Below are 24,635 nucleotides of genomic sequence, written 5' to 3'. Positions count from 1 at the left end.
CAGAAATGGCGATGCATTCAGCTCAAGGGACCAATCGCCACCGTGCCAGGCTCACGCGGCGCGAATGGCAGAACGTGCTGTACTTCGCGCTCCACGGACTTGGTTTTGTCGCGTCGACCTTCCTGATCACCTGGGGCCTGTTCTTTCTCTTTTTCCTCGCGATCGGCGGCTTCTCGTTTGATGGCTTCGTCCATCAGCTGAACAATTTCACGACCCGTTACGTCGCCGCCGATCCGGCGCGAGCCGGTGCCTTCCTCAACATGTTCGCAGTCGCGCACATGATCCTTTCCACCGCTGTCGTAGTTCTTCGCGCAAACCGCATCCTGCCTCCGCGCGCAGAGCAGGGAGCCCACCGTCATGGCTGAACAACCCCAACTCGACCTACCGATTCCCCCTTCCGCGCCAGAGACCCGAGCGGCGAAGCGCAGGGTCGGATTTGGGGGCCTCACGCGCATCCAGACGCTGATCCTGCTGCTGCTGATCGCGGCGATCGTCTGGGGTATGTGGGTAACCCGGTCGCTGACCCAGTCGAAACAGGACAATATCGTCTCGGCGCGGCTGTCGGCTTTGGTCGGCGATTATGTTGAGGCACAGCGCTTTTCTGGTTCGCCCCCGGAACGCGTGCGAGCCGAGATGCAGGCGTTCATGTCGTCGCTCGACAAGGAATTGCAGCGCCGGAGCCAAGGCGGCCAGATCGTCCTCGTCGGCGAGGCCGTTCTTACCAAGAACGTGCCGGACATTACGGACAGCCTCAAGAAGGCCGTGTTCGCCTCTGGTGTACCAGAACCCAAGCGCCTTTCGGTTGACGAATTGCAGCGATTGCAGGAGCTTTCGGCCGCCCAATCCGCCTTGGCCGCCTCGCGTGCCGCGCCGCAGCTAATGCAGGGCGCCACCATCGATCCCATGGCTGGCGTGGCCGGCGGTTACGGGCCCGCACCGGCAGGACAGGTGGGGACTGTGCAGCCGGCGCCAGCGCAAGTGCCTGGAGCGTCTGTTTCCACCTTCGGAGGCCCTGATGGCAACGGTGGCCAATAAGGTCGCGGCGCAGCCCTGGCGGCCGCGCAAACGCCTCTGGGGGACGTTGGCGCTTGCTGTCGTTGGGACGCTGGGGTTCAGCGCAATCAGCGCATGGCAGGACCGCCACATCATCCTGATCAACACGACGGACTCGCTGCCGAATTGGGCGTTTTTCATCGAGCGCCACAAGCTCCCGACGCGCGGGAGCTATGTCTTCTTCGATCCACCTGCGGGCGCTCTGCTGCGTCGCCATTTCGGCGCGAAACCGCGGATGTTCGGCAAGATCGTCTATGGCATGCCTCGGGACATCATCAGCCATGTGGGCCGCACGGTCGCGGTGAACGGCCGCCCTGTCGCGGATATGAAGCCGCTCACACGCCTCGGCGAGCCGTTGACCCCGGGCCTCACCGGCCGGGTGCCGGACGGCTGCTATTTTGCGGCCACGCCCCACAAGGACGGCTTCGATAGTCGCTACGCCGAAATCGGCTTCGTCTGTGGGCGCCAGATCATTGGGACAGGGGAGCCAATCCTATGAGGATGCTTGTCACGGGCTGCGTTTGCGCGGTCACGGCGCTCGGTTCGGCGCTTGTCCTGGGCCCCATGCGTTCGGAGGCGAAGGACTACGGTCAGGCCGCGCAAACATTCCCGGTGATTGAGCCGGATCTCCTTGCGACGATTGAGAGCCGTCTGCGCCGAGCCGAGGCCAGCGGCGAGCTCGCGCGCACGAATGAGATGTTCGCCAAGCGTGTGGAGGCGAAGGTTCGCCGGCCTGATCCGGTTGCCGGGATCACGCCAGCGCGAGCCGCTCGCACATGGGATTTCGATCCGTCGGTCACGATGGAGCGCGATATCCGTGACCAGAAGGGCAACCTGATTGCGACAGCCGGTCAGCGGATCAACCCGCTCGACTTCGTCGCGATCCGGCAGGACCTCGTCTTCATCGACGGCGACGATCCTGAGCAAATGGCCTGGGCGACAGCGCGCTATACCGATCTCAAGGCCAAGATCATCCTCGTCAGAGGCTCGCCCGTCGAACAGATGACCGCGAAAAAGCGGCGCTTCTACTTCGATCAGGCCGGAAAGCTTACATCTCGGTTCGGCATCGAACACACGCCGGCGGTTGTGTCTCAGGCGGGCAAGGTGATGCGCGTCTCCGAGGTCGTCCTGAAGACCGGAGGGCCGGGCTGATGCCGCTTTGGCTGGACATGCTCCGCACCCCGATGGCGGCGCCAGAAACCCGTGCGCTCCGGCGCCTTCGCCTGATCTGGCAGGCGCTTTGCCTGTCGCTCGGTGCCAGCATTTTGGGTCTGCATCCCTTGCAAGGCTGGTTCGGCCGAATGGCCTCCGTTGCGATCGCGGTGCTGTTGGTCGCCGTCCTTGCAACGACGGCGCTTTACCTGGTGCGCAAGCATCGCGCGGACACAGCGTTTCTCGATGCAGTCGGAGAGGAGCTATGATGCGTTCCGCTCGATCGGCCCTGCGCCTTTTTCTCGTCGCGATCGCCGCTTTCGTACTCGCGCCAAGCGCGCAGGCGGCGGGACCAACGTGCCACGGCAAATTCGTGAACCCGATAACCGATGTCTGCTGGTCCTGCCTGTTCCCGTTGTCAGTGGGTGGCCTCAAGATTTGGCCCAGCGGTCGCCCCGATACCGCTAATCCCGCGTCGCCGATTTGCCTGTGCGGGAGCCCCATTCCGCGCATCGGCATCTCCGTCGGCTTTTGGGAGCCGGCCCGCCTCGCGGACGTGACGATGAAGCCCTGGTGCTTTCCCAACCTCGGCGGCATCCGCATCGCGCCGGGGTTCGATATCGGCCAGGGATATTTGACAGGCCCGTCGATGGTCGGGGGACGATCCCAGAGCACGGCCAAATGGCACGTCCACTGGTACGTCTACCCGCTGCTCTACTGGATGGAGATCCTCACCGATTTCGTCTGCTTCGAGCAGGCGAGCTTCGACATCGCCTATATGACCGAGATCGATCCGCTCTGGCAGGATGACTCGCTGACGGCGTTGATCAATCCCGAGGCGATCGTCTTCGCTAATCCTATCGCGCAGGTGGCCTGTGCAGGTGATTGCATAGCGGGCACCGTCCACCTGCCGCTCGATCCGCTGTTCTGGTGCGCTGGCTGTCAGGGCAGCATGTATCCGCTGAACGGAAACGTGCCGTCCTCGATCGGCCATGTCCAATCCTCGCGGCTCGCGCTGTCGCGGTTTGCCTACAAGATGCACCGCGAGGCGCTTGCCTGGGGGACGATGGGGTCGGCGGGTCTCTGCAAGAAGTACCTCATGCCGATCATGCGGAAGCAGCAATATCGCTTCCAGATGGTCAATCCGATCCCGACAGTGAGCGGCCGCTTCGCCTGCTCCGCGATCGGGGCATCCACCATGCCGCCTGACGCAGGTCGCGCCTATCCCGCCGGTGGCGAGGACATGGGCTACCTGGTCTGGCGCAAGCGCAACTGCTGCGTGCGAGCGCCGTGACGGCGCAGAAAGGAAATATGTATGTAATTTAACATCATGTTCCTTTCGATCGTCTTGCTGACGATCGACCGGTGGCTGCGATGCCACCCCACCCGGCGGAAGGAGTCGGGGCGGAAGGGGGTCTCCAAGATTTGCCGCGTTCCGGCGGTCGGCCTCAGAGCAGGAGACCTTAAATGTACCGGATGCGGCCCGTCAGCCGCATGCCGGGCTACCACAGGGCCTAAGGTGAGATACAAGCGAATGACGTGTCTGAAGCCTCTTTATTTACAGTTGAACTCCCGATCACCTGACGGGGTGGGGAGATCGCGGTGTGAACCGGTTGGTTTGTTGTGCTGCCTTCTGGTGAATGCTCGTCGAGCATTCGTGTGCGGGTCGTCCTTTCTTGCCCGCACGCCCGAGCCGCAAGGGGTTAAGCGTCACACCTACGGGTCCAAGGTTGATCGTCGGAACACGGGAACCACCATCGTCCGCCTGCTTCGGAGCAGGCTATCCGCGGAGACCGGGGATGGGTGCTGGTGGGGCGGAGCCTGCGTAGTAGTCCGAGGGCGGGAAAGCCGTCCACATGGCGAAGGCGGGCAGGAAGTCGGTGGGCTTTTATGACGGAGGAACTACCAGTGGACTCTGGTAATCAAGCCCCACAGGCTTGGCTCCTCGGCGTTCAGAGAAAGCTCTACCAGTGGAGTCGGGAAAACCCCGAAGAACCATACTGCGACTTGTGGAATTGGGTGACCGATCCCCGCAACTTGTACATGGCCTGGAGGACGATGGCCGGTAATCGCGGCAAGCGCACTCCGGGGATCGACGGGGCGACCGTAGAGAAAATTGCCACCGGAATTGGCGTCGACAGATTCCTTCATGAGCTCCGCGAGGAGCTCCGGGCGGGCGATTATCGTCCGTCTCCTGCACGAAGGAAGTGGATTCCAAAGCCGGGCAAACCGGGGAAGTTCCGACCCCTTGGTATCCCTACGGTCAGGGATCGCGTGGTGCAGTGCGCGGTCAAACAAGTTCTGGAGCCGATCTTCGAGGCCCGGTTCTGGCCTGTCTCATACGGGTTCCGGCCCGGACGGGGCAGTCAGGCCTGTCTCGAACATATCCGTGTGACCATACAGTCGCGGGGTAAGCCTGCGGCAGATGGCTACCGACACAATGCGCCGTACCAATGGGTAATCGAAGGCGACATTGAGGCCTGCTTCGACAACATCGGCCATCACCCACTAATGGAACGTGTGCGCCACGGCGTCGCGGACCTCAAGGTGAACCGGTTGATCGTGCAGTTCCTCAAGGCCGGGGTTTTGGAGCATGTCACGTACAGCCCCACCGACACCGGCACGCCGCAAGGTGGCGTGCTCTCACCGCTACTGGCCAACATTGCGCTGAGCGTGATCGAGGAACGGTATCGGGACTGGGTGCGCCGCCCCGAAAGCCCGGAGCTTAAATCCGATGGGATCAGGCTCGCGGCGATCAAGCGCGACAAGGATCGAAAGGCCGGTCGAACGGTCTTCTACCCTGTCCGCTATGCCGATGACTTTCTGATCTTCGTGTCGGGGACGGAAGCTGACGCTCTTGCCGAAAAGCAGGCGCTGGCGACCTACCTGCACGAGGCGATGGGTCTGACGCTATCGCCCGAAAAGACGCGCATCACTGCGCTGACCAAGGGCTGTCGGTTCTTGGGATGCCGTGTGCGGCTCAAGTGGGACAAGCGGTTCGGGCTTCATGCCCGCATCGAAATCCCCCGCGAGCCGATCAAGGGCTTCCGCATACGGGTCAATCAACTGGCGCGTAGGCAAACGCTTCGGCGTTCACTCACGGCCATGCTTCAGGAACTTAATCCATACCTCCGGGGGTGGTCCGCCTACTATCGCTACTGCGTAGGGGCCAAGCGCATTCTTGCCAGTCTCGACTGGCATGTGCGCCAACGCCTCTGGCTGTGGCTGCGGGCCAAACACCAACGTGTACCCGGGAGGAAAATCGCATCGTGGCGCAGGCCGAGCACCGCCCATCCGGGCAGCTCGGTCTGGGCCGAAGGTGGCACGGAGCAATTCTTGATGAGCTACGTGCCGGTTCGGAGGTTCGATCTCAAATGGATGAAGAAACCCGAGTTCGCCAAGGCTTCTGGAGAGCCGGATGCACAACGAAAGGTGCACGTCCGGTTCGGAGAGCAGGCGTGGGAAACTGGCGGTGGAGACACCCCACAGCGCCCACGTCTGACTCTACTCTAGGAGGCCTTTCGATGCGCGCTTTTCTTTGGGCTTCTGCTGCGCTCCTCGGGATCGCCGGCATATCGGCGGTGCTCGCGCAGAGTGTCGACGGGATCGACGTGCAGGCGATCAAGAAGCGCTCCGCCGAGCTCCAGGCCGATGCTGAGGCCTTCGTCAACCAGGTGAAGGATCGGGGCGACGCATTCCGAGAGGATGCCTCCAACACGAACGACGCCGGTATGGCGAACATGCAGCGGGTGGCGAAGAGCGATTTGCCCAAGGGACCAGCTGGTCCGGTCGATTTCGATGAGATCGTCGCGGGCGCGGCATCGAATGCCACGGCCGGTAAGGGCGATGCACCTCAGTTCATCGTCTTCGCCAGCCTCTCCATGCCGCCGCAGTCGCTCAAGACGTTGATCGGCGACACCGCCAAAGCCGGCGGCGTCGTGGTTTTCCGGGGCTTTCCCAATAATTCGATGAAGGAGTTTGCCACCGCTCTCGGCAAGATCGTCGATCGGCAGGACGACTTTGCCAATGTGGGCATCGATCCGCGCCTGTTTCGCGCATTCGATGTGCAGGCAGTACCGACCTACGTCGCGGTCTCCTCGGATTTCGATCTATGCGCGGGATTTTCCTGCCAGACCAAGGTTCCTCCCTATGACCGCATGGTCGGCAACGTGTCGGTGCAATATGCGCTCGAACAGTTCGCAGAGGGGAATGGGCCGGGCGCGCGTGTCGCTGCGGTCGGCCTTTCCAACATGCGCAAGGTCAATCCGTGAGATCGATCCTCGCCTTTGCTGCGGCGCTTGCTGCGCTGCCGGTCGTGCCGCCGGTTCTGGCCCAGACTACCATCGAGGAGGCGCGGCAGCAGGGTAAGGCATTTGGAACGGAGAAGCGCAGCGATACGACGCTGGTGCCCTCCAGCGAGGCGCAGGCGGCGGCTGTGCCAGGCTATTCCGGCACCAATCTGCCCGAAGGGTCCTATTTTGACGATCCTGAACGACTGGAATCAGCCGCCCAATCCTCGAAATCCTCCAACGAACAATATCGCATCACCACAGATGCCGATCGTAGCCGTGCGACGTTCAGCAATTCGGAGATCCTCGCGACCACGACGCGGGCGACGTCGATTGAGAATGATCCGTCGGCATATCTCGCCGGCGAGCAATATACTGGCAGCGGCGGTTCCTGCGTGCCATTGCCGCCCGCGACCGGCGGCGCTGGCTATTACGAAGCGAGCTGCAATGCGGGCAGCAAGGTCACGCCTGAAGCACGCACCTGTGCCGTCACGCTCGATGTGCGGGCCGAGAAGCGGACGATCTACACCTATTATACCGGCAGATTGAGCTTTCTTCCGACAGACGGGGGACCTTATCCGGCCCGAGCCGCCTTCGACGACGAGATCGCGTCCGGTGTCTGCTGGGAAAGTCGGCCGATCGACTATTGCGACAATATGGGCGCCTACGGCTACACGGCCGCGCCGACCTGCAAGAGCCTTGGTCACACCGCCGTCGAGGTCAAATGTACGGCGGAAGCACAGGGCATCACGCCCGGAGAATATCATCCGGGCTATGTGATCTCGACCGGGAACTACTGGCTCACGAAACAGGAAGAGCCGGCGGTGCCGGTGATCACGCGGAACGAAGGTCTGTGCGCGGCGAATGCTGCCGATGCCAATTGCACGCTCGAAACCGAGGTCTGCACGTCGAGCGACCCGGTCACGAGGATCATCGATGGCGTGTCCGTGACTCAACCCTGCTGGGCCTGGCAGCGCACCTATCAATGCAATCGCGTCTCGGCGGCCAATGATTGCGGTGAGCTCGAGGCGAACGGAAGCTGCACTTATCTTCGCACCGAATGCCTGGACGACGATGGCAGCGGCGGGCCGTGCAAGGTCGAGAACCGCGTCTATCAATGCCCGACACCATCGGGTGGGACCACCGACGCGCCGCAATATATCTGCGGCAACGACGTATATTGCATCAACGGCGACTGCGAGCCGATCGTCCGCAAAGCGTCGACCGAGTTCAAGGATGCGCTCGTCGCACTCCATTCGATCGATCAGGCCGGCAAGGAGTTCGACGAGAACAATTTCACGGTGTTCAAGGGCAATCGTGAGAGCTGCCACAAGCCCGTCTTCGGCCTGATCAACTGCTGCGCCGGCAAGACGTCAGGCCTGCTGACGGTCGGCGCAGGCGCAGCCGCACTGGCCGGCGGGCCTGCAGCGATCGCCGCACTGGCGACGCCTTTCCTCACCCTTTTCGCCTGTTCGCAGGACGAGATGAAGCTCGACATCAAGGACCGCATGGGCCTGTGTCACAATCTCGGAACCTACTGTTCGTCGAAGATCCTGGGCATCTGCACCACGAAGCGGACGGCTTATTGCTGCTTCGAGAGCAAACTCAGCCGCGTGCTTCAGGAACAGGGTCGGCCCCAACTGGGCAAGGGATGGGGTTCACCGAAAAACGAACAGTGCGCCGGCTTCACCGTCGAGGAATTTGCCCGGCTCGATCTGTCGGTCATGAATTTCACGGAGGTCTACGCGGACTTCATGGATGCGGCCAAGCTGCCTGATGAAGTCCAGACCATGACGGACATCCAGTCCAAGATTCAATCCTACTACGACCTCCATGGCAAGTGAGGGGGTCCTGATGGCCCCCGCCTCGCGGGAAGGCGAAGTAGGCTCCGAAAACAGGGAGACGAACCATGCCGCTGCCGCTTCTTGAGGTGCCCGTCATCGCGACCGCGCTCCTGCTGCATCCTTCAGAGCAACCACCGTCGCGGCCGATGCCGTGCGCTTCCCGGCATCCAGCCACGATCGCAGATTGCTGCGTCCACTTCCGCGAGGACCAGGTGCACGTCGATCGGGCCAGCAGGGTGCCGCAACAGCTCCCTGCACAGGAGAGCGAGGGGAGGGCGAACCATGCGGCGCTCTGACATGGGCGCAATTCTGGCGGCGCTGGCGGCGATGATCGGCACGCCACCTGTCGCTGCTCAGGATGTCCCGTCAGCCCGGAATGAGGCGATCGACCAGGACAGGCCGGATGATTTCTACTGCGGCGAACGAAGGTTGGGGCAGTGGTTCTATTGCGCAAAGCCGAAGCCGGCGGACAATGCCAAACCTGCCACGCCGATCGAGGAAGAACGCGCCTCGGATCGTATCGCCGCGATCACCAGGCAGCTCGATGAGTTGAAGGCCAAGGCGATCCTCGATCCGACCGAAGCCAACGTCATCAACTATATCCGCTTCCAACGAGAGCAGCTCGATCGCGCATCGACCTTCTCCGATACCTGGCAGCGTGCGCTGTGGCAGAACCCGGATCTCGACTATACGCTGCAACGCCCGGTCTCGACGGTGGGCAAGCGTCTCTGGCTGGACAATCGCAAGGCGGATCGGGACACGGTCCTTACGAGCCTCGGCCAGCGTTATGGGTTGTTTTATTTCTACGCCCAAAGCTGCGGCGCCTGCGAGGTGTTCGCGCCGATCCTGCGGTCGGTGACCGACAGTCACCGGATGACGGTGATGGCCGTGTCCATGGACGGCGGCCCGAGCAAGGACTTCCCGAACTATGTCGTCGACTCCGGGCAGCGCGCGCGGATGGGCGTGCCCGGCAACGAGACGCCGGCGCTGGTCCTGTTCGACACACAGACCAAGCGGACCATTCCGGTTGGCTATGGCGTGCTCAGCGCCGACGAAATCATGGACCGCATTTTCATGCTGACCAACACGAAGGTCGGGAGCGATTACTGATGGCACAGGCAAAGAATGGCGCGCTGCGCCGGAAGCTCGGCACCGCCATGGCGCTGGTTGCAGCCTCGCATTTTGCGATCGTTGGCGTCGCGCGCGCCGATGTTGCGTCCCAGATGAACGGCTTTTTCAACGACGCCGGCGGCGCCGCAAACGTCACCGGGCCGACCGCGTTCGAGGGCCAGTCGGCCGGCTATTATTCGCTTGGGAACGTCTGGACGCGCTTCCCGCAGAAGAGCGTTTCGCCGTTCAACCTGCAGCTTCCCAGCGCCCGGGCCGGTTGCGGCGGTATCGATCTGTTCGCCGGCAGTTTCTCATTCATCAATGCCTCTGAAATCGTGGCGATGCTGAAGGCGACTGCCAACAACGCACTGGGCTTCGCTTTCAAGCTCGCGATCGACTCCGTGTCGCCGGAGATCGGCAAGGTGATGGATGAGTTCAGCCAGAAGGCTCAGCTGCTCAACCAGATGAACATCTCGAGCTGCGAGACAGCGCAGGCGCTGGTCGGCGGGATCTGGCCGCAGATGGAAACGACCCGGTCGACCATTTGCGAAGCGGTGGGCAACAGCCAGGGCGTTTTTTCCGACTGGGCCGCGTCGCGGCAAGGCTGCAACAACGGCAACCGCCGTGACAGCACGATAGCTGGCAACACGGATGCCAATATGAAGGACCAGCTCGTCGGCGAGCCGCACAACTACACCTGGGAGGCCCTGAAGAAGTCCGCCAAGTTCGGGGCGTTCGACCAGTCATTCTCGGAATATATCATGACCCTGGTTGGCACCGTGGTGACGACGCCATCGTCTGATCCGAGCGTTGGCGGGAAGGTGGTGATGTTCGGCCCCGCGGAGGAAGCCGTTGTCACCGCGCTGCTCGACGGGACTGCGGGAGCGCCCGCCGTGAAGATGCTGAAATGCAATGACACCGATTGCTATGACGTCGGCGAGCAGACCTTGTCGGTGCCCGCATCTTCCGCGTTACGGCCGCGGATTGCCAGCATGATCCGCTCGATGAGCAGCAAGATCCGCACGGATACCGCGCTCGACGCCTCGGAAAGGCAGCTCCTCAATCTCGCGACCGTCCCACTTTATAAGATCCTCTCGGTCCAGGCCTATGCTCACTATGCGCTGACTGACGGCGAGATTGAGACGCTGTCCGAGATCGTCGCGGTGGACCTGCTGGCGGCGATGCTGGACAACATGCTCGACCGGGTCGAGCAGGCGCAGACCCACTATCAGACCTTCGACCAGGCGACGGCGACCCAGTGGAAACAGCAGATCGCCGCCACGCGGCAAAAATTCTCGCAGCGTGACGTCAAGCTGTCGAACAAGCTGCAGGTGACGATGCAGATCATCGATCGCAGCATCATGCTCGAGTCCACGCTCCAGAATTCGATGACGCCGGGCATGGCCTCCGCGCTCAATTTCTCGCGCGGGTTGAACGCACAAGGGCTGAACTAGGGAAGGGGGCCGGCGCGATGCTCGAGGTCTTCACGGTCGGGGGCGGGGAGTATCTCGTCAACACGTTCAACGCCGTCGCTGCCTGGTCCGGGGGAGGGGGATATCGCTCGCTCCTCCGCGTCGTGATGGTGATGGGGCTCATCTATTCGTTGCTCGTCGTCGCCTTCACGATGAACTTCCGCGTCTGGATGAACTGGTTCCTGCAGTCGACCGCCATCTATCTCTGCCTCATGGTGCCGACCATCGACGTGAAGGTCACCGACCGGATCAATCCGTCCCTGGCGCCGGCGACCGTCGCGAACGTGCCCCTTGGGCTGGGCGTGCTTGCGAGCTTCACCACGCAGATCGGTGACTGGCTGACGCGCACGGCCGAGACCGTTTTCGTGATGCCGAGCGAGCTCAATTATTCGACCAATGGCATGGTCTATGGTGCGCGTCTGTTCGACGCGACCCGCAATTTCGTCATCCGCGACGCCGAGTTTTCGACCAATCTCGAGGAGCATTTCAAGAAATGCGTATTCGGCGACGTGATGCTCTACCGGAAGTCGCTGACCGTACTGGCGCAATCGAAGGATCTCTGGGCAGAGATCGGGCCCGGCTCGGAAGCCCGGTCACAGGAATGGCTTGAGCGGCAGGGCGACGGCACGGTCACCAGCGCGATCGTCACCTGCCGTCAGGCCTACGACATGCTCAATGCCCGGTGGGCGCCGATGATCGAGGCGAACACGCCGTTTTGGGGTAAGGAGCTTTATCCCAAGCTGAGCAATGCGCTGGCGGCCGATAAGCTGAAGCACGATCTGCCGATCGCCAATGCAGCCTTCACCGGCTCGGGCAGCAACTACAGCGATTCCATGCGGCAGAACACGGCGATCAATGCGTTCATGCAAGCCCGCAACAGCATGGCGGGGGGATCGGGCGCCGCGACGATCGACACCTTCGCGCAGACGCGCGCCGACATCCAGGCGCGCAACACCTATAACTCAATCGCGCAGCAGGCGATGGCCTGGGTGCCGATCCTCAACATCGTGCTGACCGTAGTCTTTTTCGCGATGTTCCCGGTGATTTTCCCATTGTTCCTGATGCCGCAGACGGGTCTCGGAACCCTCAAGGGCTATGCGATGGGCTTCTTCTACCTTGCTGCATGGGGACCGCTCTACGTCATCCTGCACATGATCTGCATGACGCGGGCAGAGGCGGCGGCTGCCGGCGTCGCGCCCGGCGGGATCACGTTGGGCACCTATGCCGGCATCGGCGCCGTAAACGGAGAGACGGCGACGATCGCCGGGTTCATGTTGATGAGCATCCCGTTCCTGGCCGCCGGCCTTGCGCGGGGAGCGATGTCGATCGCGGGGCAGGCGACTTCGATGCTCGCGCCCGCGCAGAACGCGGCAGAAGCTGCCGCGCTGGAGCAAACCACGGGGAATTATTCCTACGGCAATGTGAGCTGGGCAAATGCGACGTCGAACATGCGCCAGAGCGACCAGTGGTCCGTGGCGCCGAGTTTCATGGGCGGCGCGACAAGCGTGGGCTGGCGTCAGGACAATGGCGCCGTCGTGTCGGGTTTCGGCAATGGGCAGGATGTCATCGACATGTCGGGCGCAATTTCGCGCCTTGGCTTCACGCCGACGATGAACAGCGGCACCGTCGCCGAATGGCGCGAGATGTCCAGCGCTGCCCATCGGCAGGCAGAGGCCTGGGAGAATGCGGCTCAGGATATCCTGACCAGCACGCACACGAACCGCACCGCCTTCGGCGTCTCGTCCGAACGGTCGAGGGGCTTTGAGTCCGGTAGCGGCGCGTCGGCCAACACAAATGTCGAAAAATTCGATCGCGTCACCGGATCGAGTTCTCAGGGCATAGAGGAGCGGTCCTCCACCGGCCTCAGCGAGCGTATTTCCCAGGGTCATGATCGTTCGGCCGGAACGCTCGACCAGGTGAGCGGCGGGATCAATGGTGGGATTGGCGGCGGCGCTGGTGGTGGCCGGAAGGCTGGCGGGGGGCGTCCAGGCGCCGGGGGCCTCCTGCCCAATGTCGGTGGTTCATTGGGGGTCAGCAAGACCGGCAGCCAGCAAGATACCCTCCGCTATGGTGCGGATCAAACGCGGTCGTCGGATAGCTCCAGTTCGTCGTCGAGCGGGGTGCGTGATGAGCATTCCAACGGCAGCGGCGCGAGCACGTCTGATGGGACCTACGTCCGCTCTGGCTCCTTCAGCCGATCGTCCATGACATCGTCATCGTCGGTAAGCACCGAGGATGCGCTGGCGCGGGCAAAATCTTATACCGAAGCTGCGCGGCGCATGGAGGAATTGTCGCAATCTCTGGCGCGCGACGCGAGCTTTGCCGAATCCCACGGCATGCAACTCAGCGAGAATATGAGCCAGGACCTCGCCCAGTGGTACAGACTACAGCAGGCGCTCCATCCAAACCTCGATGCGCCGGAACTTTGGGCTACCGATCTGACCTCGCAGCAGCGCACCGTGCGCGATCAGCTGATCCAGCAATGGGCCCAGGAGAAGCGCGACAGTCTGTGGTCGGAGATCAGCGGCGACGTCAAGGATCCGTCGCTGGTCGACGTCAATCGCATCAATCTCGACGCCGGCGGTGTGCGCGGATCGTATCGTCCCCATGGCGTGAGCGGGATCGGGAAGGGCGGAGGCTCGGGTGATCCCGGTGCTGCGGCCCGGATCATTTCCGACGGTCAAACCAGGCTTGAGGGCGACCGGGGGGCAGCGCAGGCGGCGCGCACCAGTCGCGGAGGAGCAAACGCAGACCTCCAGTCAGAGGTGGGCCGAGAACTCGATCGCGGCTTCTTCACCGATCCGGACTTGCGGAAATAAGGTTGCGGTTAGAGCGTCAGATAAAAATAGGCGCCGGTCGCCACGAGCAGCACGAGAGATATCAATCCACCAATCACGCGGCCATGTGAGGGCTCGCTAAGATCGTCATCGCTGTTGTCGAAAAGCTCATGTGCCATCGGCTCGGCAGGACGCAAGATCGGGCCCGCCGGGTTATTCTGGGTCAGTAAGTAGGTCGTTGTGTCTAACATTGATGGCTTCCATCCGGCCGCAATATTATCATCTGGTGTCGTCTTTTACAAACGAGAATGGCCCGACTAGGGGCGGTGCCGGAATTTGAAATTTGTAGAGCGATAATAAGAATTATGTTAAATATCAGTATCTTATAGGAATATCAGTCCCGATACACCGCGGAGACCTTTCATGGAAGTCCGATTGAGCGCGACGCCTAAAGGCAACGGATTTCAGGCAACGATCGCACTGCCCGACGGGGTATCGATCAGCTCGGCCGAATCCTATCCCACCGAAGCCGAAGCGATCATCGCCGCGGCCGAGAAATTGTTGCAGATGCCCGATCGCCTGGTCCGTGCGACGGCGATGGATGCCGATCTCGCGATTACAGGTTACTCAACGCCGGCGTAATGCGGCCAAGGCGTCGGGCATGATCGTGTAGACCGCCTCGCGCTGGGCGCCCCGGTTCTGGTGGTCCACCTTGTAGCCCTGATAGTGGCGTCGCAGGAGGCCGCCGCGGCACAGGTCTGACACCGCACGGCTGACATTGCAGCGACCCGATTGGCGAACCCGCTCGCGTACCTTTTCCTTGACCATGCGATCGGCCTGCGCCGGATCGGCCGGTAACTCATCAGCCTGTTCGAGCGCGGCGCGCACGGTCTCGATCGTCGAGCGGCGCCAAGGCGCACGCTGGGCCATCGGGACCAGGGCATCACATAGCCAGTCGCGGACGGGCACGGCGTCGCCATTCACCACCACGCTCGGTCCGGCGCTGCCCTTTTCGTCAGCCACCTCCTCGAGGAGCTGAAGGAGCAGATAGGAGAATTTTGGCCGCGGCGAAGCAGCGGCGATCGCCGCCAACAGTCCTGGCGTATCCAACCCTCGGGCGGGTTCGGCGGATGCTTCGAATAGGTCGGCCTGATGGAACATAGCATGAATCTACGCTGCGTTCGGGCAGATGTGAATCCCACAATGGACGGACGACGACATTTTTCTCGCAGATTCCACAGGCTTCGGAAGCTGCCCATCCGAGCCGCTTGACTCATTGCCGGTAGCGAGAACAAATAAGGAACGAATCAACGAGTCCCGAGTCTCCTGAATGCTATGCGTCAATCAACCGTCCTTGAAGATTTGCGAGCGCGCATCGCGCGTATCGAGGGCGTAGGCGTTCAGCGCGAAGCGATCCCGTTCGGCATCGACGAACTGGATCAGCGATTGCCGGGCGGAGGCATTGCTGCAGGCGCTCTCCATGAAATGATGGGCAGTCCCGATCTCGCAGACGAGGCGAGTGCGACGGTCTTTCTGGCGGGAATCCTGGCGCGAATGGAAGGTCCCGTCTTCTGGTGCCTGCGCTGGCGCGACCTGTTTGCCCCTGCCCTTCATCTCGCCGGTCTTCATCCAGATCGGGTCATTTATGTCGAGGCCGGCAGCGACACCAATGTCCTGCTCGCGATGGAGGAGTGCCTGCGTCACCCTTGCATCGCCGGTGTGGTTGGCGAAGTCGGGAAATATTCGACTACTGCATCGAAGCGCCTGCAATTGGCGGCGGAAAGCTCGGGTGTAGCGGCCTTCGTGTTTCGTCGCGCGGCGAAGGCCGAACAGGTCGCCGAAGGGACGGCAGCGATGACACGCTGGCGGATCACCGCTTCACCAAGCGAAGATCTCGGTCTGCCGAGCCTGGGTCGCCCTCGTTGGCATGTGGATTTGGAACGTGTGCGCGGTGGTAATCCGCACGCCTGGATCGTGGAGGCGTGCGATGCGACGGGTCGTATCGCTCTTCCTGCCGCACTGGTCGACCGACCGGCTGCGGCGGAAGATCGCAAAATTGTCGCCTGAGTGCCGTGACGGCCTGGTCCTTGATCTTCCGCTGGTGACCGCGGTGTCCGATCACGGCAGGAAAGTCATTGCTGCCGTCGATGCCGAGGCTAAGGCGCTCGGTATCCGCGTCGGCATGACCGTGACGAAGGCCCGAGCGTTTGCCCCTGAATTGCAGGTCGTCGATGCCGACCCGGAGGGCGACCTGCAGGGACTTCGCGATCTCGCGCTATGGGCGGGCCGCCGATACTCACCCTTCGTATCACCGGATGCGCCCGACGGAATCTGGCTCGACATCACCGGCTGCGCGGGTCTCTTTGGCACCGAGAAGGCGCTGCTCAAGGATCTCCATCGCCGTGTTGCTGCGTCGGGGCTGGCTCTCCAGATCGCTGTGGCCGACACCGCGGGCTGCGCCCATGCCGTTGCGCGGCATGTACCCGCCGGCCGGCCGGTCACGATCGAACCGGGCGGACACCGCACTGCCATTTCCATCCTGCCGATATCGGCGTTGCGATTGCCAGGACGCGAGGTCGAAGGTTTGCGCAAGCTCGGATTTGAGCGGATCGAACAGCTCATCGGTGCGCCGCGCGGCCCTCTCGCCAAACGGTTCGGCCGCGAATTGCATCGGCGGCTGGATCAGGCGCTCGGCTTCGTGCCCGAGCCGATCGAGCCGATCTACCCTGAACATCTGCCGCGGGCCCGTCGAGGTTTCATGGAGCCGATCGCGACACCTGAAGCCTTCGCCCAGGTGATCGGCGATCTCGTTGCCGATGTGGTGGGGCAGCTCACCTGTATCGGCAAGGGCGCTCGCCGATTGGATTGCTATTTCCACCGTGTGGACGGCCACAATCAGGCGATCCGCATCGGGACCGCAACCGCATCCCGCGACGCAGGCCATCTCGCGAAATTGCTGTGCGCTAAGATCGAGACGGTCGAGCCAGGGCTTGGCATTGAGGCAATGACCCTCGTGACGCCGCTGGCTGACGCGCTCGCGGCCCAACAGGACGAAGGGTTGGAAAGCCCGCGTCGCGGGCCGAACCTCGCCTCTCTGGTCGATGCGCTGGCCAACCGCTTTGGTCCACGGAGCCTGCATCGCGCCGCGCCGCACGCGAGCAGTATGCCTGAGCGCTCGATCATCGCGATGCCTGCCCTTGCGAAAGATAGCGGCGCCCAGTGGGACGATGACCTCCCTCGTCCCGCCCGCATGTTGGATCGACCCGAGCCAATCGACGTGGTTGCCCTGCTGCCAGACGATGCCCCTCGCCTCTTCGTGTGGCGTCGAAAGCGCTATCGGGTGACCCGAGGCGATGGTCCGGAACGCTTGCACGGCGAATGGTGGCGCGAGAGCGGCAATGAGGCCGACAAGGCGCTGATCGTCCGGGATTATTATCAGGTCGAGACCGAGACAGGCGGTCGATACTGGCTGTTCCGGCTCGGTGACGGCGTAAATCCGGCTACGGGCACCATGCGCTGGTTCATCCACGGTGCGTTCGCATGAGCGAGGTCGACGCCAACTATGTCGAGCTGCAGGTTACGACGCACTTCAGCTTCCTGAGGGGCGCATCATCCCCTGAGGAGCTGTTCGCCGCGGCCGCATTGCTCGGATTGCCTGCTCTCGGCGTCGTTGATCGAGGATCGGTCGCCGGCATCGTCCGGGCCTGGGATGCCGAACGAACCACCGGCGTTCGTGCCATCATCGGATGCAGGATCGATCTGAGCGACGACACGGCCCTACTGCTCTACCCGACGGACCGCGCAGCCTATGGCCGAATGTGCCGACTACTCAGCATAGGCAAGGAACGCGGCGGCAAGGGCGCCTGTCATCTCGACTGGTCGGATGTCGAACAATGGAATGACGGGCTGATCGCGATCCTGAGCCCTGACCGGGCAGACGTCGGCACCGAGGCCGCCCTTGCGCGAACGAAACGGATTTTCGCCGACCGTGCCTATCTGGCTCTGACGATCCGGCGGCGACCGAAAGATGCGATCCGGCTGCGTGATCTCGCGAACCTGGCGGCTGCGGCTCGCGTTCCTACGGTCGCGACCAATGACGTGCTCTACCACGCGCCAGAGCGCCGCATGCTGCAGGATGTTGTCACCTGCATCCGGGAGAAATGCACGATCGACGAATTGGGCGCTCGGCGCGAGCGGTTCGCCGATCGGCATCTCAAGACCGGTCAGGAAATGGAGCGGCTGTTCCGTCGCTATCTAAAGGATGCGTCGCCCGTCTCTCGCACGCTCGAGATCGCGGCGCGGTGCAGTTTCAGCCTTGAGGAGCTCCGTTACCAATATCCGGATGAGATCAATGTGCCCGGCCGGACGCCGCAGGAGGAGCTGGAGCGGCTGACATGGGAGAAGGCCCCCGACCGCTATCCCGACGGGGTCGACGACAAGGTGCGCTCGCAACTGATCCACGAGCTGAAGCTCATCGCGGACCTTGAGTATGCGCCCTATTTCCTGACCGTCCATTCCATCGTGACCGAGGCGCGGCGGCGCGAAATTATCTGCCAGGGACGCGGGTCGGCCGCAAACAGTGCCGTTTGCTATGTGCTGGGCATCACCTCGATCGATCCGGTGCGCTCGGAATTGCTGTTCGAGCGCTTCGTGTCGGCCGAGCGGCGCGAGCCGCCCGATATCGACGTCGATTTCGAGCATGAGCGCCGAGAGGAAGTGATTCAGTGGATTTATGAGACCTATGGCCGCACGCACTCGGCGCTGACGGCCGTCGTGACCCGCTATCGCGCGCGGGGCGCGGTCCGCGAAGTCGGCAAGGCGCTCGGCCTGAGCGAGGACATGACGGCGGGTCTGGCCGGGTCCGTCTGGGGATGGAGCCAGGATGGCGTCGAGGAAAAACACGCGGAAGAGCTCAATCTGGACCTCGCCGACCGGCGCCTGGTGCTGACCCTGGAATTGGCCCGTCAGCTCATCAATACGCCGCGCCATTTGTCGCAGCATCCTGGCGGATTCGTGCTGACGCGCGATCGGCTCGACGAATTGGTGCCCATCGAGCCGGCTGCGATGGAAGATCGACAGGTGATCGAATGGGACAAAGACGATATCGATCTCCTGGGCTTCATGAAGGTCGATGTCCTGGCGCTGGGCATGTTGTCGTGCATGCGGCGGGCGTTCGAGTTCATGGAGAATGACAAGGGCCTGAAGCTCGATCTCGCGACCATCCCCGCCGAGGATCCGGCGACCTACGCGATGATCCGCAAGGCCGATACCTTGGGTGTCTTCCAGATCGAGAGCCGCGCACAGATGGCGTCCATTCCGTTGATGGCGCCGCGCACCTTCTATGATCTGGTCATTCAGGTGGCGATCGTGCGCCCCGGGCCGATCCAGGGCGATATGGTCCACCCTTATCGTCGCCGGCGCAACGGCGAGGAGGCCGTCACCTATCCGACCGAGGAACTGCGGCGCGTACTCGAGAAGACCTTGGGGGTGCCGCTGTTTCAGGAGCAGGCGATGCGCGTGGCGATCGAATGCGCTGGCTTCACACCGAGCGAAGCGGATCTGCTTCGGCGGGCGATGGCGACATTCAAGCTGACAGGCGGCGTCTCACATTTTCGAGACAAGCTGATCGATGGCATGGTCGCGCGCGGATACGATCAGGAATTCGCGGAGCGCACGTTCAAACAGATCGAGGGCTTCGGCTCTTATGGTTTCCCGGAAAGCCACGCCGCTAGCTTTGCGCTGATCGCCTACGCCAGCAGTTGGGTGAAATGCCATCATCCCGATGTGTTTTGCGCCGCGCTTCTCAATGCCCAGCCCATGGGCTTTTATGCCCCGGCCCAAATCGTGCGCGACGCGCGTCAGCATGGTGTCGAGATCCGCCCGATCGACGTCAATCACAGCCGCTGGGATTGCACCCTTGAACCAACGGGCGGCCGCTATCTCGCCGTTCGGCTGGGCCTTCGCATGGTGAATGAGCTCGCCAACCGCGATGCCGCGGCGATCGTCACGGCGCGCGCCGATCAACATTATGAGAGCGTCGAGGAAATCCAGCGACGTGCCGGCGTGGGGCGCGGCGCTCTGGATCGGATCGGCGAAGCCGATGGGTTCGGCTCATTGGGGAACAATCGGCGTGAGGGACTGTGGAGCGTTAAGGGACTCGGCAATGCAGCATTGCCCTTGTTCGCTGCGGCGGACGAACGTGAAGGCACGCTCCGACAGGAAGCGATCGAACCGACGATCATCCTTGCACCGATGGGCGCCGGCGCGGAGGTGGTCGAGGATTATCGGGCCTCTGGCCTGTCGCTCCGAGCCCATCCGCTGGCGTTCCTGCGCGACGAATTGCGCAATCGCAAGATGATCACCTGCGATGATCTGCAGTCCATGAAAGACGGCCGCTGGATCAATCTCGCGGGGATCGTGCTGGTCAGACAGAAGCCGGGCTCCGCCAAGGGCGTCATGTTCATCACGCTGGAGGACGAAACGAACGTCGCCAACCTGGTAGTATGGACCAACGTGTTCGAGAAGCATCGGCGCACCGTCCTGGGCGCGTCGATGATGGGCGTGCGCGGCCAGGTTCAGCGCGAGGGCGAGGTGATCCATGTGGTCGCCCAACGGCTCGATGATTTATCGCCGCTCCTCGCCAGCGTTGGCACACGCGCGGATGTCGCCGATATCTACCGCGTTAGTCGCGCCGACGTGGCCAAACATCCGCTCCGGTGTGATCCTCGCGACCTGGTTTCGTGGGATCGCAGATCGCTGACGCCGCCACCCGATCCCGGCATAAAGGTCCGGTCGCGCGACTTCCGCTGATCTTGTCGGAACGCGTCGGAGCGTGTCCATTGGCTCGCCGGTCTGCGCATAGGTATTCGGACGAGAGACATCCTTCCATCTCATGGCAGGGAGCCCGGGCAACCCTATATTACCCACGGGGGCCAGCTTACGGCCAACGCGTCACAGCACTTCTGCTCACGCAATTGTATGTGTGGGCAGGTGAGCGAGGCGCGCCAGGAACAGCCGGAGCAGGAAAGCAGCGTTTCATGGTATCTTCGTCCGCCGCCACAGTTGAAGCCCTCATCGCCACATTGCTTGCGACGCGAAATCAGGCCGACATGATTGCCAAGCTGGGCCAAGCGCAGCGGCCTGCGATGTCAAAGGCGCTCGGCGCCGAGATCCGATCCGCAATCGAGATGCTCGGCGATCATATCGAAGCAAAACGCCGCCGCGAGGCGATCGCGACACTGCTCGCGCTGCTATATATCGACGCCGACTACGTGGTGCCCCGCCTGCGCCGGGCAGGTGTGCTGCGTGCATCCCGTTACAGCTACGCCGGCAATCTGATCGGCACCCTCGCCAAGACCGCACTCCAGATACGGCCGTTGTTGAACGCTCCAGAACGCGCACGCTATTTCGAGTCCGTGATTGCGCTCAGCAAACTGGCCTCCAACGCGCGCGCGCTCTACGACGAAATCGTCAAAATCCTCGGGAGCCGGCGTGATTGCGTTCTCAAGACCCTGCTCGTGATTCTCAATAACCAGTTCTATCAGGGCTGGGTTGCCGACCCTTCGCAGCCGTCCTGGTCGCCTCGCCGCTACACCACCGAAGAATATGTGGACGGCGCCTCGCTGATCTTCTCGATCTACGCCTCGCTGTTCCCGATCACTGACGAATGCTGCAATCACGTCGATATTGCTGCCATCACCACGGACGCGGTGGTCTATGAACGACTGCTCCTCGCGGCCGTGCGCCTGACAAAATTCAAGGACGCGGAAACCCAGATTGATGGGTTGCCCTATCAGGCGACCATCGAAGGCGAGACCGTCGCAATCTCATCGATCGACCCGGACATAGAGCGCTCCGTCCGCTTGGGTTACATTCAGAGCGACAATCAAGCGATGATCCGGATCCACCGTTTCCGGAACTCAAACCCGCCGATGTCCATGGGTGACTTTCTCGACATGGGCTTTGAACGTGACGCCTTTCCCGGCTTGCTCGAACTCGCGGAAAAGCCGGTCAGACGCTATCGAATGATGCTGCCGACGGCGCCAGAAATTTTCTCGATCTTCGCTGGGGACCAGATGTTTCGCGAGGAAGTGGAGAGCCTCCTCCTCCTCGATGTCAACAACTTTGGGAACGTCGGCGATCTGATCGCCGATGTGAATGAGCATGTCACCACCACCGACATCTTCAAATTTCAGAGATACTTCACCTTCCTGAGCGGTGTGTACCAAAGGGCCTTGGCGCGGATCGAGGACGAGGCCGAACGCACATTCCTCACCTTCACGTCGACCGTCTTTGTGATGTCTCACGACAATCTCTTCATGCAGATGATGTTGATTTTTAGGAGCGAAGCAAAGGTGCGCTCCCTGATCGATCTGATGAAAATGACCATCAGCACCGGTCACATCGATCTGCAATATCGACCGCTGATCGACCTCGGTGGCTACTACGTCATTGCCCCTCAGGTGCTGGCCGCCTCGAATCTCGTCCGCAACACCATCGTGGCCAACGGTCTGCGACCGATCGCACTCGGCCCCGAAGACCAGATGGTGAACGCAGTGATCGACGCGCTCAAATCCGCGGGGTTCAAGGTTGAATCCGGCGTGGAACTGCGTGCCGGCGGGCTCGATTTTGAACTCGACATCGTCGCCTGGCGCGATGGCCATCTGTTTTTCTTCGAATGCAAGAACGCCTACCACCCGTGCTCACCCCACGAGATGCGCAACAGCTATGATCACATCAAGGTCGGGCGCGACCAGCTGGACAAGCGGCGGCGGGTCTTTTCGGAGACGACCCACAAGAGCCAATTGCTGAAGAAGCTTGGCTGGGCGGTCGATCCGTCTGCCGAAGTCCACACCGGAATCGTCACCGCAAATCGTATCTTTCATGGTGCGGCCCTGAACGGCCATCCGGTTCGCCAGGCGCATGAACTCATCAATGTCCTGACCATGGGCAAGCTGAGCGGTGAGGAGCGCAGTCTGTCGATCTGGGCCGGACGCGAATTCCATGCGCTCGATCTCGTGACCTATCTCGAGGGGGATTCTATCGCCGCAAAGCAACTCGCGGCGCTCGACCCCACAGATTGGGAAGTCGCGATGGGATACAGGCGACTTACGCTCGCGACCTATGTCCTCGATCCTCTGAAACTTCAGGAGATCATGGTGGCAAGCTACCCGGCCGTTGAACACGCATGACGCGGACAAGCCGGTAGATGGCCGACAACAAGAATCAGCACTTCGTCCCTCGGGTCCACCTTCGGCCGTTCACGGTCAACGGAGAGGGATTGGCGATCAACCTGTTCAATCTTGATCGCATGAAGGCCATTCCCAACGCGCCCGTCAGGAATCAATGCTCAGGCGACTATTTCTATGGGCAAAACAAGCTTCTCGAGAACGCGATCAATTTCGTCGAGGACCCATATGGGCCGATCGTCCGCCACCTGTCCGATGGCGGTGCGGTCGGTTCGGCGGTCAAGGTCGTCCTCAAGCGGTTCATCTATCTTCAATACCTCCGGACGGAAGCCGCCTCGCTGAAAGCCAGTGAAATGGCGCTGGCGCTGCAAGATGTTCCTGGATCCGACCTTCCCGTGCCAACGGTGAAGGAGGCATCGAAGGAGGCCGTCCAGGCCGCGATGCTGAACTACAAGGACACGATGCGGATCGTCGACGATCTCACGCTTTGCATCGCGCGAAACCGGACAGGCCTCCCCTTTATCACCTCCGACGATCCGGCCATCCTGACCAACCGCCTGCATATCCAACGGCCGCGCAAGGTCCGACCGAGTTTCGGGGTGAAAACCGCGGGGGCCATCTTTTTCCTGCCACTCTCACCATCTCTCTTTGCAATCCTGTACGACGGGGCTGTCTATACCTCTGGCCACCGGGCGCATTGGATCGACATCGATCGGCATCAGGATATCGAGGCGCTCAACGCCCATCAGGTTCTTGGCTGCTGGGCCAACGTGTATTTCCGGGAATGGGATGACCGCGATACAATCGCGTCGCAAGTAGAGGCCGCAAAACCCGGACGGCCTGCCAGCCGGCAAACGGTCACTCAGGTCGTCCTCGAAAAGAGCGACGATTGGGGTGAACATTACGCCGTCAGGAAGCCCACCGATATCCGAAGCGGGGAGAAGGTGCTTGTCCATGTAGCGACGAACCACCCAGCCCCTTCGACCTGGCCCTCATTTCTGCGCTTCCGATCGAACGCGCACGCCTACTCGAATAACACCGGCGCTGGCTTGACCCGCCGCTGGTGCCTTGAACAGGAATTCGTGCAGGGAAGCGGCTATCGAAAGATCTCGGTCTAGCGTGAGGGCGCCGATAGCGCGATTTTCGCTGAAGCACCAAGCCTCTCAACGCGATGCAAGCGATAGCGCGTAGGGTTCTCTATTCGCCGCCAAATGCGGGATGATACGTGACGATACCGCTGCGGCGTTGCTCATCGAACAAAAGCCGCTGAAAATACTCTGGCGGGACACCTGCCAAACGCAGGTCAGGATCGACGGCAAAGCCGAAGCGGCGGTAGTAAGCGGGATCGCCGAGAACCACGCATCCCTTCGAGCCTTGCCGCTTCAGGTTGGCGAGTCCCGCCTCGATCAGCGCACTCCCGACGCCCTCTCGTTGGCATTTCGGGTCAACCGACACGGGGCCAAGCCCAAACCACCCGTCGAGAACGCCATCGATCATGACTGGGGAGAAAGCTACATGGCCTACGATATTCCCACCGTCGGCCGCGACCAGCGAGATCGTCAGCGCACCTGCATTTCGCAGCCCATTAACGATTGCCGCTTCGTTGCCGTCACTATGTTCCGCTTCGAGGAAAGCTGAAGTGGTTACGGTACGGATTGATTCCTCATCCTCAGGTTTTTCGGGTCGTATCTGCATCGGTCTCATCATAGCAAAGGGTCGAAGGCCCTCAACGGTACGCTGGCGGCGTGTC

Annotated in this window: 22 protein-coding genes; 19 read left to right on the top strand and 3 right to left on the bottom strand. The window is 62.0% G+C overall.

The annotated features are described in order from the left end of the window. Positions 1-5: 5 nt before the first annotated feature. The 13 genes from ACZ9HU_RS16370 to ACZ9HU_RS16310 all read left to right on the top strand — a co-directional run bounded on the left by ACZ9HU_RS16370 (position 6) and on the right by ACZ9HU_RS16310 (position 13,739). The gene (locus tag ACZ9HU_RS16370; RefSeq protein ID WP_476106480.1) at positions 6-365 is read left to right on the top strand and encodes a hypothetical protein; all 360 of its coding nucleotides are present in this window, start codon (positions 6-8) and stop codon (positions 363-365) included. Beyond that, complete coding sequence (locus ACZ9HU_RS16365) at positions 358-1,035, top strand: TrbI F-type domain-containing protein (protein ID WP_476106479.1); 678 nt, start codon at positions 358-360, stop codon at positions 1,033-1,035. The genes ACZ9HU_RS16370 and ACZ9HU_RS16365 overlap by 8 nt, the downstream gene beginning before the upstream one ends. Beyond that, positions 1,016-1,552 carry a S26 family signal peptidase gene (locus tag ACZ9HU_RS16360; protein WP_476106478.1) on the top strand — a complete coding sequence of 179 codons (537 nt, stop codon included), beginning with the start codon at positions 1,016-1,018 and terminating at the stop codon, positions 1,550-1,552. Before ACZ9HU_RS16365 ends, ACZ9HU_RS16360 begins: the two co-directional genes overlap by 20 nt. After that, positions 1,549-2,205, top strand: a complete 657-nt coding sequence (gene traW, locus ACZ9HU_RS16355; RefSeq protein ID WP_476106477.1) for a type-F conjugative transfer system protein TraW — start codon at positions 1,549-1,551, stop codon at positions 2,203-2,205. Before ACZ9HU_RS16360 ends, traW begins: the two co-directional genes overlap by 4 nt. Then, complete coding sequence (locus ACZ9HU_RS16350) at positions 2,205-2,474, top strand: hypothetical protein (protein WP_476106475.1); 270 nt, start codon at positions 2,205-2,207, stop codon at positions 2,472-2,474. Before traW ends, ACZ9HU_RS16350 begins: the two co-directional genes overlap by 1 nt. Next, positions 2,474-3,499: a conjugal transfer pilus assembly protein TraU gene (traU, locus tag ACZ9HU_RS16345; RefSeq protein ID WP_476106544.1), complete on the top strand. Its 1,026-nt coding sequence runs from the start codon at positions 2,474-2,476 to the stop codon at positions 3,497-3,499. The genes ACZ9HU_RS16350 and traU overlap by 1 nt, the downstream gene beginning before the upstream one ends. Positions 3,500-4,095: 596 nt before the next feature. Continuing rightward, on the top strand, positions 4,096-5,718 hold the full coding sequence (ltrA, locus tag ACZ9HU_RS16340) for a group II intron reverse transcriptase/maturase (protein ID WP_476106474.1): 1,623 nt from the start codon (positions 4,096-4,098) through the stop codon (positions 5,716-5,718). A gap of 11 nt (positions 5,719-5,729) precedes the next feature. After that, positions 5,730-6,476, top strand: coding sequence for a type-F conjugative transfer system pilin assembly protein TrbC (trbC, locus tag ACZ9HU_RS16335; protein ID WP_476106473.1), 747 nt, complete (start codon positions 5,730-5,732; stop codon positions 6,474-6,476). Beyond that, positions 6,473-8,338: a conjugal transfer protein TraN gene (locus ACZ9HU_RS16330; protein ID WP_476106472.1), complete on the top strand. Its 1,866-nt coding sequence runs from the start codon at positions 6,473-6,475 to the stop codon at positions 8,336-8,338. The genes trbC and ACZ9HU_RS16330 overlap by 4 nt, the downstream gene beginning before the upstream one ends. Before the next feature lie 65 nt (positions 8,339-8,403). Further along, the gene (locus ACZ9HU_RS16325; protein WP_476106469.1) at positions 8,404-8,634 is read left to right on the top strand and encodes a hypothetical protein; all 231 of its coding nucleotides are present in this window, start codon (positions 8,404-8,406) and stop codon (positions 8,632-8,634) included. After that, on the top strand, positions 8,621-9,448 hold the full coding sequence (locus ACZ9HU_RS16320; protein WP_476106468.1) for a conjugal transfer protein TraF: 828 nt from the start codon (positions 8,621-8,623) through the stop codon (positions 9,446-9,448). The genes ACZ9HU_RS16325 and ACZ9HU_RS16320 overlap by 14 nt, the downstream gene beginning before the upstream one ends. After that, entirely contained in the window at positions 9,448-10,902 is a 1,455-nt protein-coding gene (locus ACZ9HU_RS16315; protein WP_476106467.1) for a conjugal transfer protein TraH, read from the top strand. Before ACZ9HU_RS16320 ends, ACZ9HU_RS16315 begins: the two co-directional genes overlap by 1 nt. Before the next feature lie 17 nt (positions 10,903-10,919). Further along, positions 10,920-13,739, top strand: coding sequence for a conjugal transfer protein TraG N-terminal domain-containing protein (locus tag ACZ9HU_RS16310; RefSeq protein WP_476106464.1), 2,820 nt, complete (start codon positions 10,920-10,922; stop codon positions 13,737-13,739). An 8-nt stretch (positions 13,740-13,747) separates the two neighbouring features. On the opposite strand, the gene ACZ9HU_RS16305 is transcribed toward ACZ9HU_RS16310, so the two are convergent. Next, entirely contained in the window at positions 13,748-13,948 is a 201-nt protein-coding gene (locus tag ACZ9HU_RS16305) for a hypothetical protein (protein ID WP_476106462.1), read from the bottom strand. A 172-nt stretch (positions 13,949-14,120) separates the two neighbouring features. On the opposite strand from ACZ9HU_RS16305, the gene ACZ9HU_RS16300 reads away from it, so the two are divergent. Further along, a complete protein-coding gene (locus ACZ9HU_RS16300) occupies positions 14,121-14,339 on the top strand; it encodes a hypothetical protein (RefSeq protein WP_476106460.1) in 219 nt (72 codons plus the stop codon). Here the strand turns inward: ACZ9HU_RS16300 and ACZ9HU_RS16295 are convergent. After that, positions 14,325-14,858, bottom strand: a complete 534-nt coding sequence (locus tag ACZ9HU_RS16295; RefSeq protein ID WP_476106458.1) for a hypothetical protein — start codon at positions 14,856-14,858, stop codon at positions 14,325-14,327. The two genes, ACZ9HU_RS16300 and ACZ9HU_RS16295, sit on opposite strands and share 15 nt — an antisense overlap. 174 nt (positions 14,859-15,032) lie before the next feature. Here ACZ9HU_RS16295 and ACZ9HU_RS16290 point away from each other — a divergent pair, with 174 nt between their 5' ends. The 5 genes from ACZ9HU_RS16290 to ACZ9HU_RS16270 all read left to right on the top strand — a co-directional run bounded on the left by ACZ9HU_RS16290 (position 15,033) and on the right by ACZ9HU_RS16270 (position 24,003). Beyond that, on the top strand, positions 15,033-15,764 hold the full coding sequence (locus ACZ9HU_RS16290) for an ImuA family protein (protein ID WP_476106457.1): 732 nt from the start codon (positions 15,033-15,035) through the stop codon (positions 15,762-15,764). Continuing rightward, positions 15,685-17,241, top strand: coding sequence for a DUF6504 family protein (locus ACZ9HU_RS16285; RefSeq protein ID WP_476106456.1), 1,557 nt, complete (start codon positions 15,685-15,687; stop codon positions 17,239-17,241). The genes ACZ9HU_RS16290 and ACZ9HU_RS16285 overlap by 80 nt, the downstream gene beginning before the upstream one ends. Beyond that, a complete protein-coding gene (locus tag ACZ9HU_RS16280) occupies positions 17,238-20,507 on the top strand; it encodes an error-prone DNA polymerase (RefSeq protein ID WP_476106455.1) in 3,270 nt (1,089 codons plus the stop codon). The genes ACZ9HU_RS16285 and ACZ9HU_RS16280 overlap by 4 nt, the downstream gene beginning before the upstream one ends. Before the next feature lie 227 nt (positions 20,508-20,734). Then, positions 20,735-22,888 carry a hypothetical protein gene (locus ACZ9HU_RS16275; protein ID WP_476106453.1) on the top strand — a complete coding sequence of 718 codons (2,154 nt, stop codon included), beginning with the start codon at positions 20,735-20,737 and terminating at the stop codon, positions 22,886-22,888. Between the two features lie 17 nt (positions 22,889-22,905). Beyond that, positions 22,906-24,003: a DUF4238 domain-containing protein gene (locus tag ACZ9HU_RS16270; RefSeq protein WP_476106452.1), complete on the top strand. Its 1,098-nt coding sequence runs from the start codon at positions 22,906-22,908 to the stop codon at positions 24,001-24,003. A gap of 79 nt (positions 24,004-24,082) precedes the next feature. On the opposite strand, the gene ACZ9HU_RS16265 is transcribed toward ACZ9HU_RS16270, so the two are convergent. Next, entirely contained in the window at positions 24,083-24,580 is a 498-nt protein-coding gene (locus ACZ9HU_RS16265; protein ID WP_476106451.1) for a GNAT family N-acetyltransferase, read from the bottom strand. Positions 24,581-24,635 lie beyond the last annotated feature (55 nt).

This window comes from Novosphingobium sp. Sphag1I (assembly GCF_056279125.1).
This window is presented reverse-complemented; position numbering and strand designations above follow the sequence as displayed.

Bases quoted from the DNA above. Each gene is read 5' to 3' on its own strand.
- ACZ9HU_RS16365 (WP_476106479.1), top strand. From the start codon at position 358: ATGGCTGAACAACCCCAACTCGACCTACCGATTCCCCCTTCCGCGCCA.
- ACZ9HU_RS16325 (WP_476106469.1), top strand. From the start codon at position 8,404: ATGCCGCTGCCGCTTCTTGAGGTGCCCGTCATCGCGACCGCGCTCCTG.
- ACZ9HU_RS16310 (WP_476106464.1), top strand. From the start codon at position 10,920: ATGCTCGAGGTCTTCACGGTCGGGGGCGGGGAGTATCTCGTCAACACG.
- ACZ9HU_RS16300 (WP_476106460.1), top strand. From the start codon at position 14,121: ATGGAAGTCCGATTGAGCGCGACGCCTAAAGGCAACGGATTTCAGGCA.
- ltrA (WP_476106474.1), top strand. From the start codon at position 4,096: ATGACGGAGGAACTACCAGTGGACTCTGGTAATCAAGCCCCACAGGCT.
- ACZ9HU_RS16315 (WP_476106467.1), top strand. From the start codon at position 9,448: ATGGCACAGGCAAAGAATGGCGCGCTGCGCCGGAAGCTCGGCACCGCC.
- ACZ9HU_RS16350 (WP_476106475.1), top strand. From the start codon at position 2,205: ATGCCGCTTTGGCTGGACATGCTCCGCACCCCGATGGCGGCGCCAGAA.
- traU (WP_476106544.1), top strand. From the start codon at position 2,474: ATGCGTTCCGCTCGATCGGCCCTGCGCCTTTTTCTCGTCGCGATCGCC.
- ACZ9HU_RS16305 (WP_476106462.1), bottom strand. From the start codon at position 13,948: ATGTTAGACACAACGACCTACTTACTGACCCAGAATAACCCGGCGGGC.
- ACZ9HU_RS16270 (WP_476106452.1), top strand. From the start codon at position 22,906: ATGGCCGACAACAAGAATCAGCACTTCGTCCCTCGGGTCCACCTTCGG.
- ACZ9HU_RS16280 (WP_476106455.1), top strand. From the start codon at position 17,238: ATGAGCGAGGTCGACGCCAACTATGTCGAGCTGCAGGTTACGACGCAC.
- ACZ9HU_RS16265 (WP_476106451.1), bottom strand. From the start codon at position 24,580: ATGCAGATACGACCCGAAAAACCTGAGGATGAGGAATCAATCCGTACC.
- ACZ9HU_RS16290 (WP_476106457.1), top strand. From the start codon at position 15,033: ATGCGTCAATCAACCGTCCTTGAAGATTTGCGAGCGCGCATCGCGCGT.
- ACZ9HU_RS16360 (WP_476106478.1), top strand. From the start codon at position 1,016: ATGGCAACGGTGGCCAATAAGGTCGCGGCGCAGCCCTGGCGGCCGCGC.
- ACZ9HU_RS16285 (WP_476106456.1), top strand. From the start codon at position 15,685: ATGCGACGGGTCGTATCGCTCTTCCTGCCGCACTGGTCGACCGACCGG.
- ACZ9HU_RS16370 (WP_476106480.1), top strand. From the start codon at position 6: ATGGCGATGCATTCAGCTCAAGGGACCAATCGCCACCGTGCCAGGCTC.
- traW (WP_476106477.1), top strand. From the start codon at position 1,549: ATGAGGATGCTTGTCACGGGCTGCGTTTGCGCGGTCACGGCGCTCGGT.
- ACZ9HU_RS16295 (WP_476106458.1), bottom strand. From the start codon at position 14,858: ATGTTCCATCAGGCCGACCTATTCGAAGCATCCGCCGAACCCGCCCGA.
- ACZ9HU_RS16320 (WP_476106468.1), top strand. From the start codon at position 8,621: ATGCGGCGCTCTGACATGGGCGCAATTCTGGCGGCGCTGGCGGCGATG.
- trbC (WP_476106473.1), top strand. From the start codon at position 5,730: ATGCGCGCTTTTCTTTGGGCTTCTGCTGCGCTCCTCGGGATCGCCGGC.
- ACZ9HU_RS16275 (WP_476106453.1), top strand. From the start codon at position 20,735: ATGGTATCTTCGTCCGCCGCCACAGTTGAAGCCCTCATCGCCACATTG.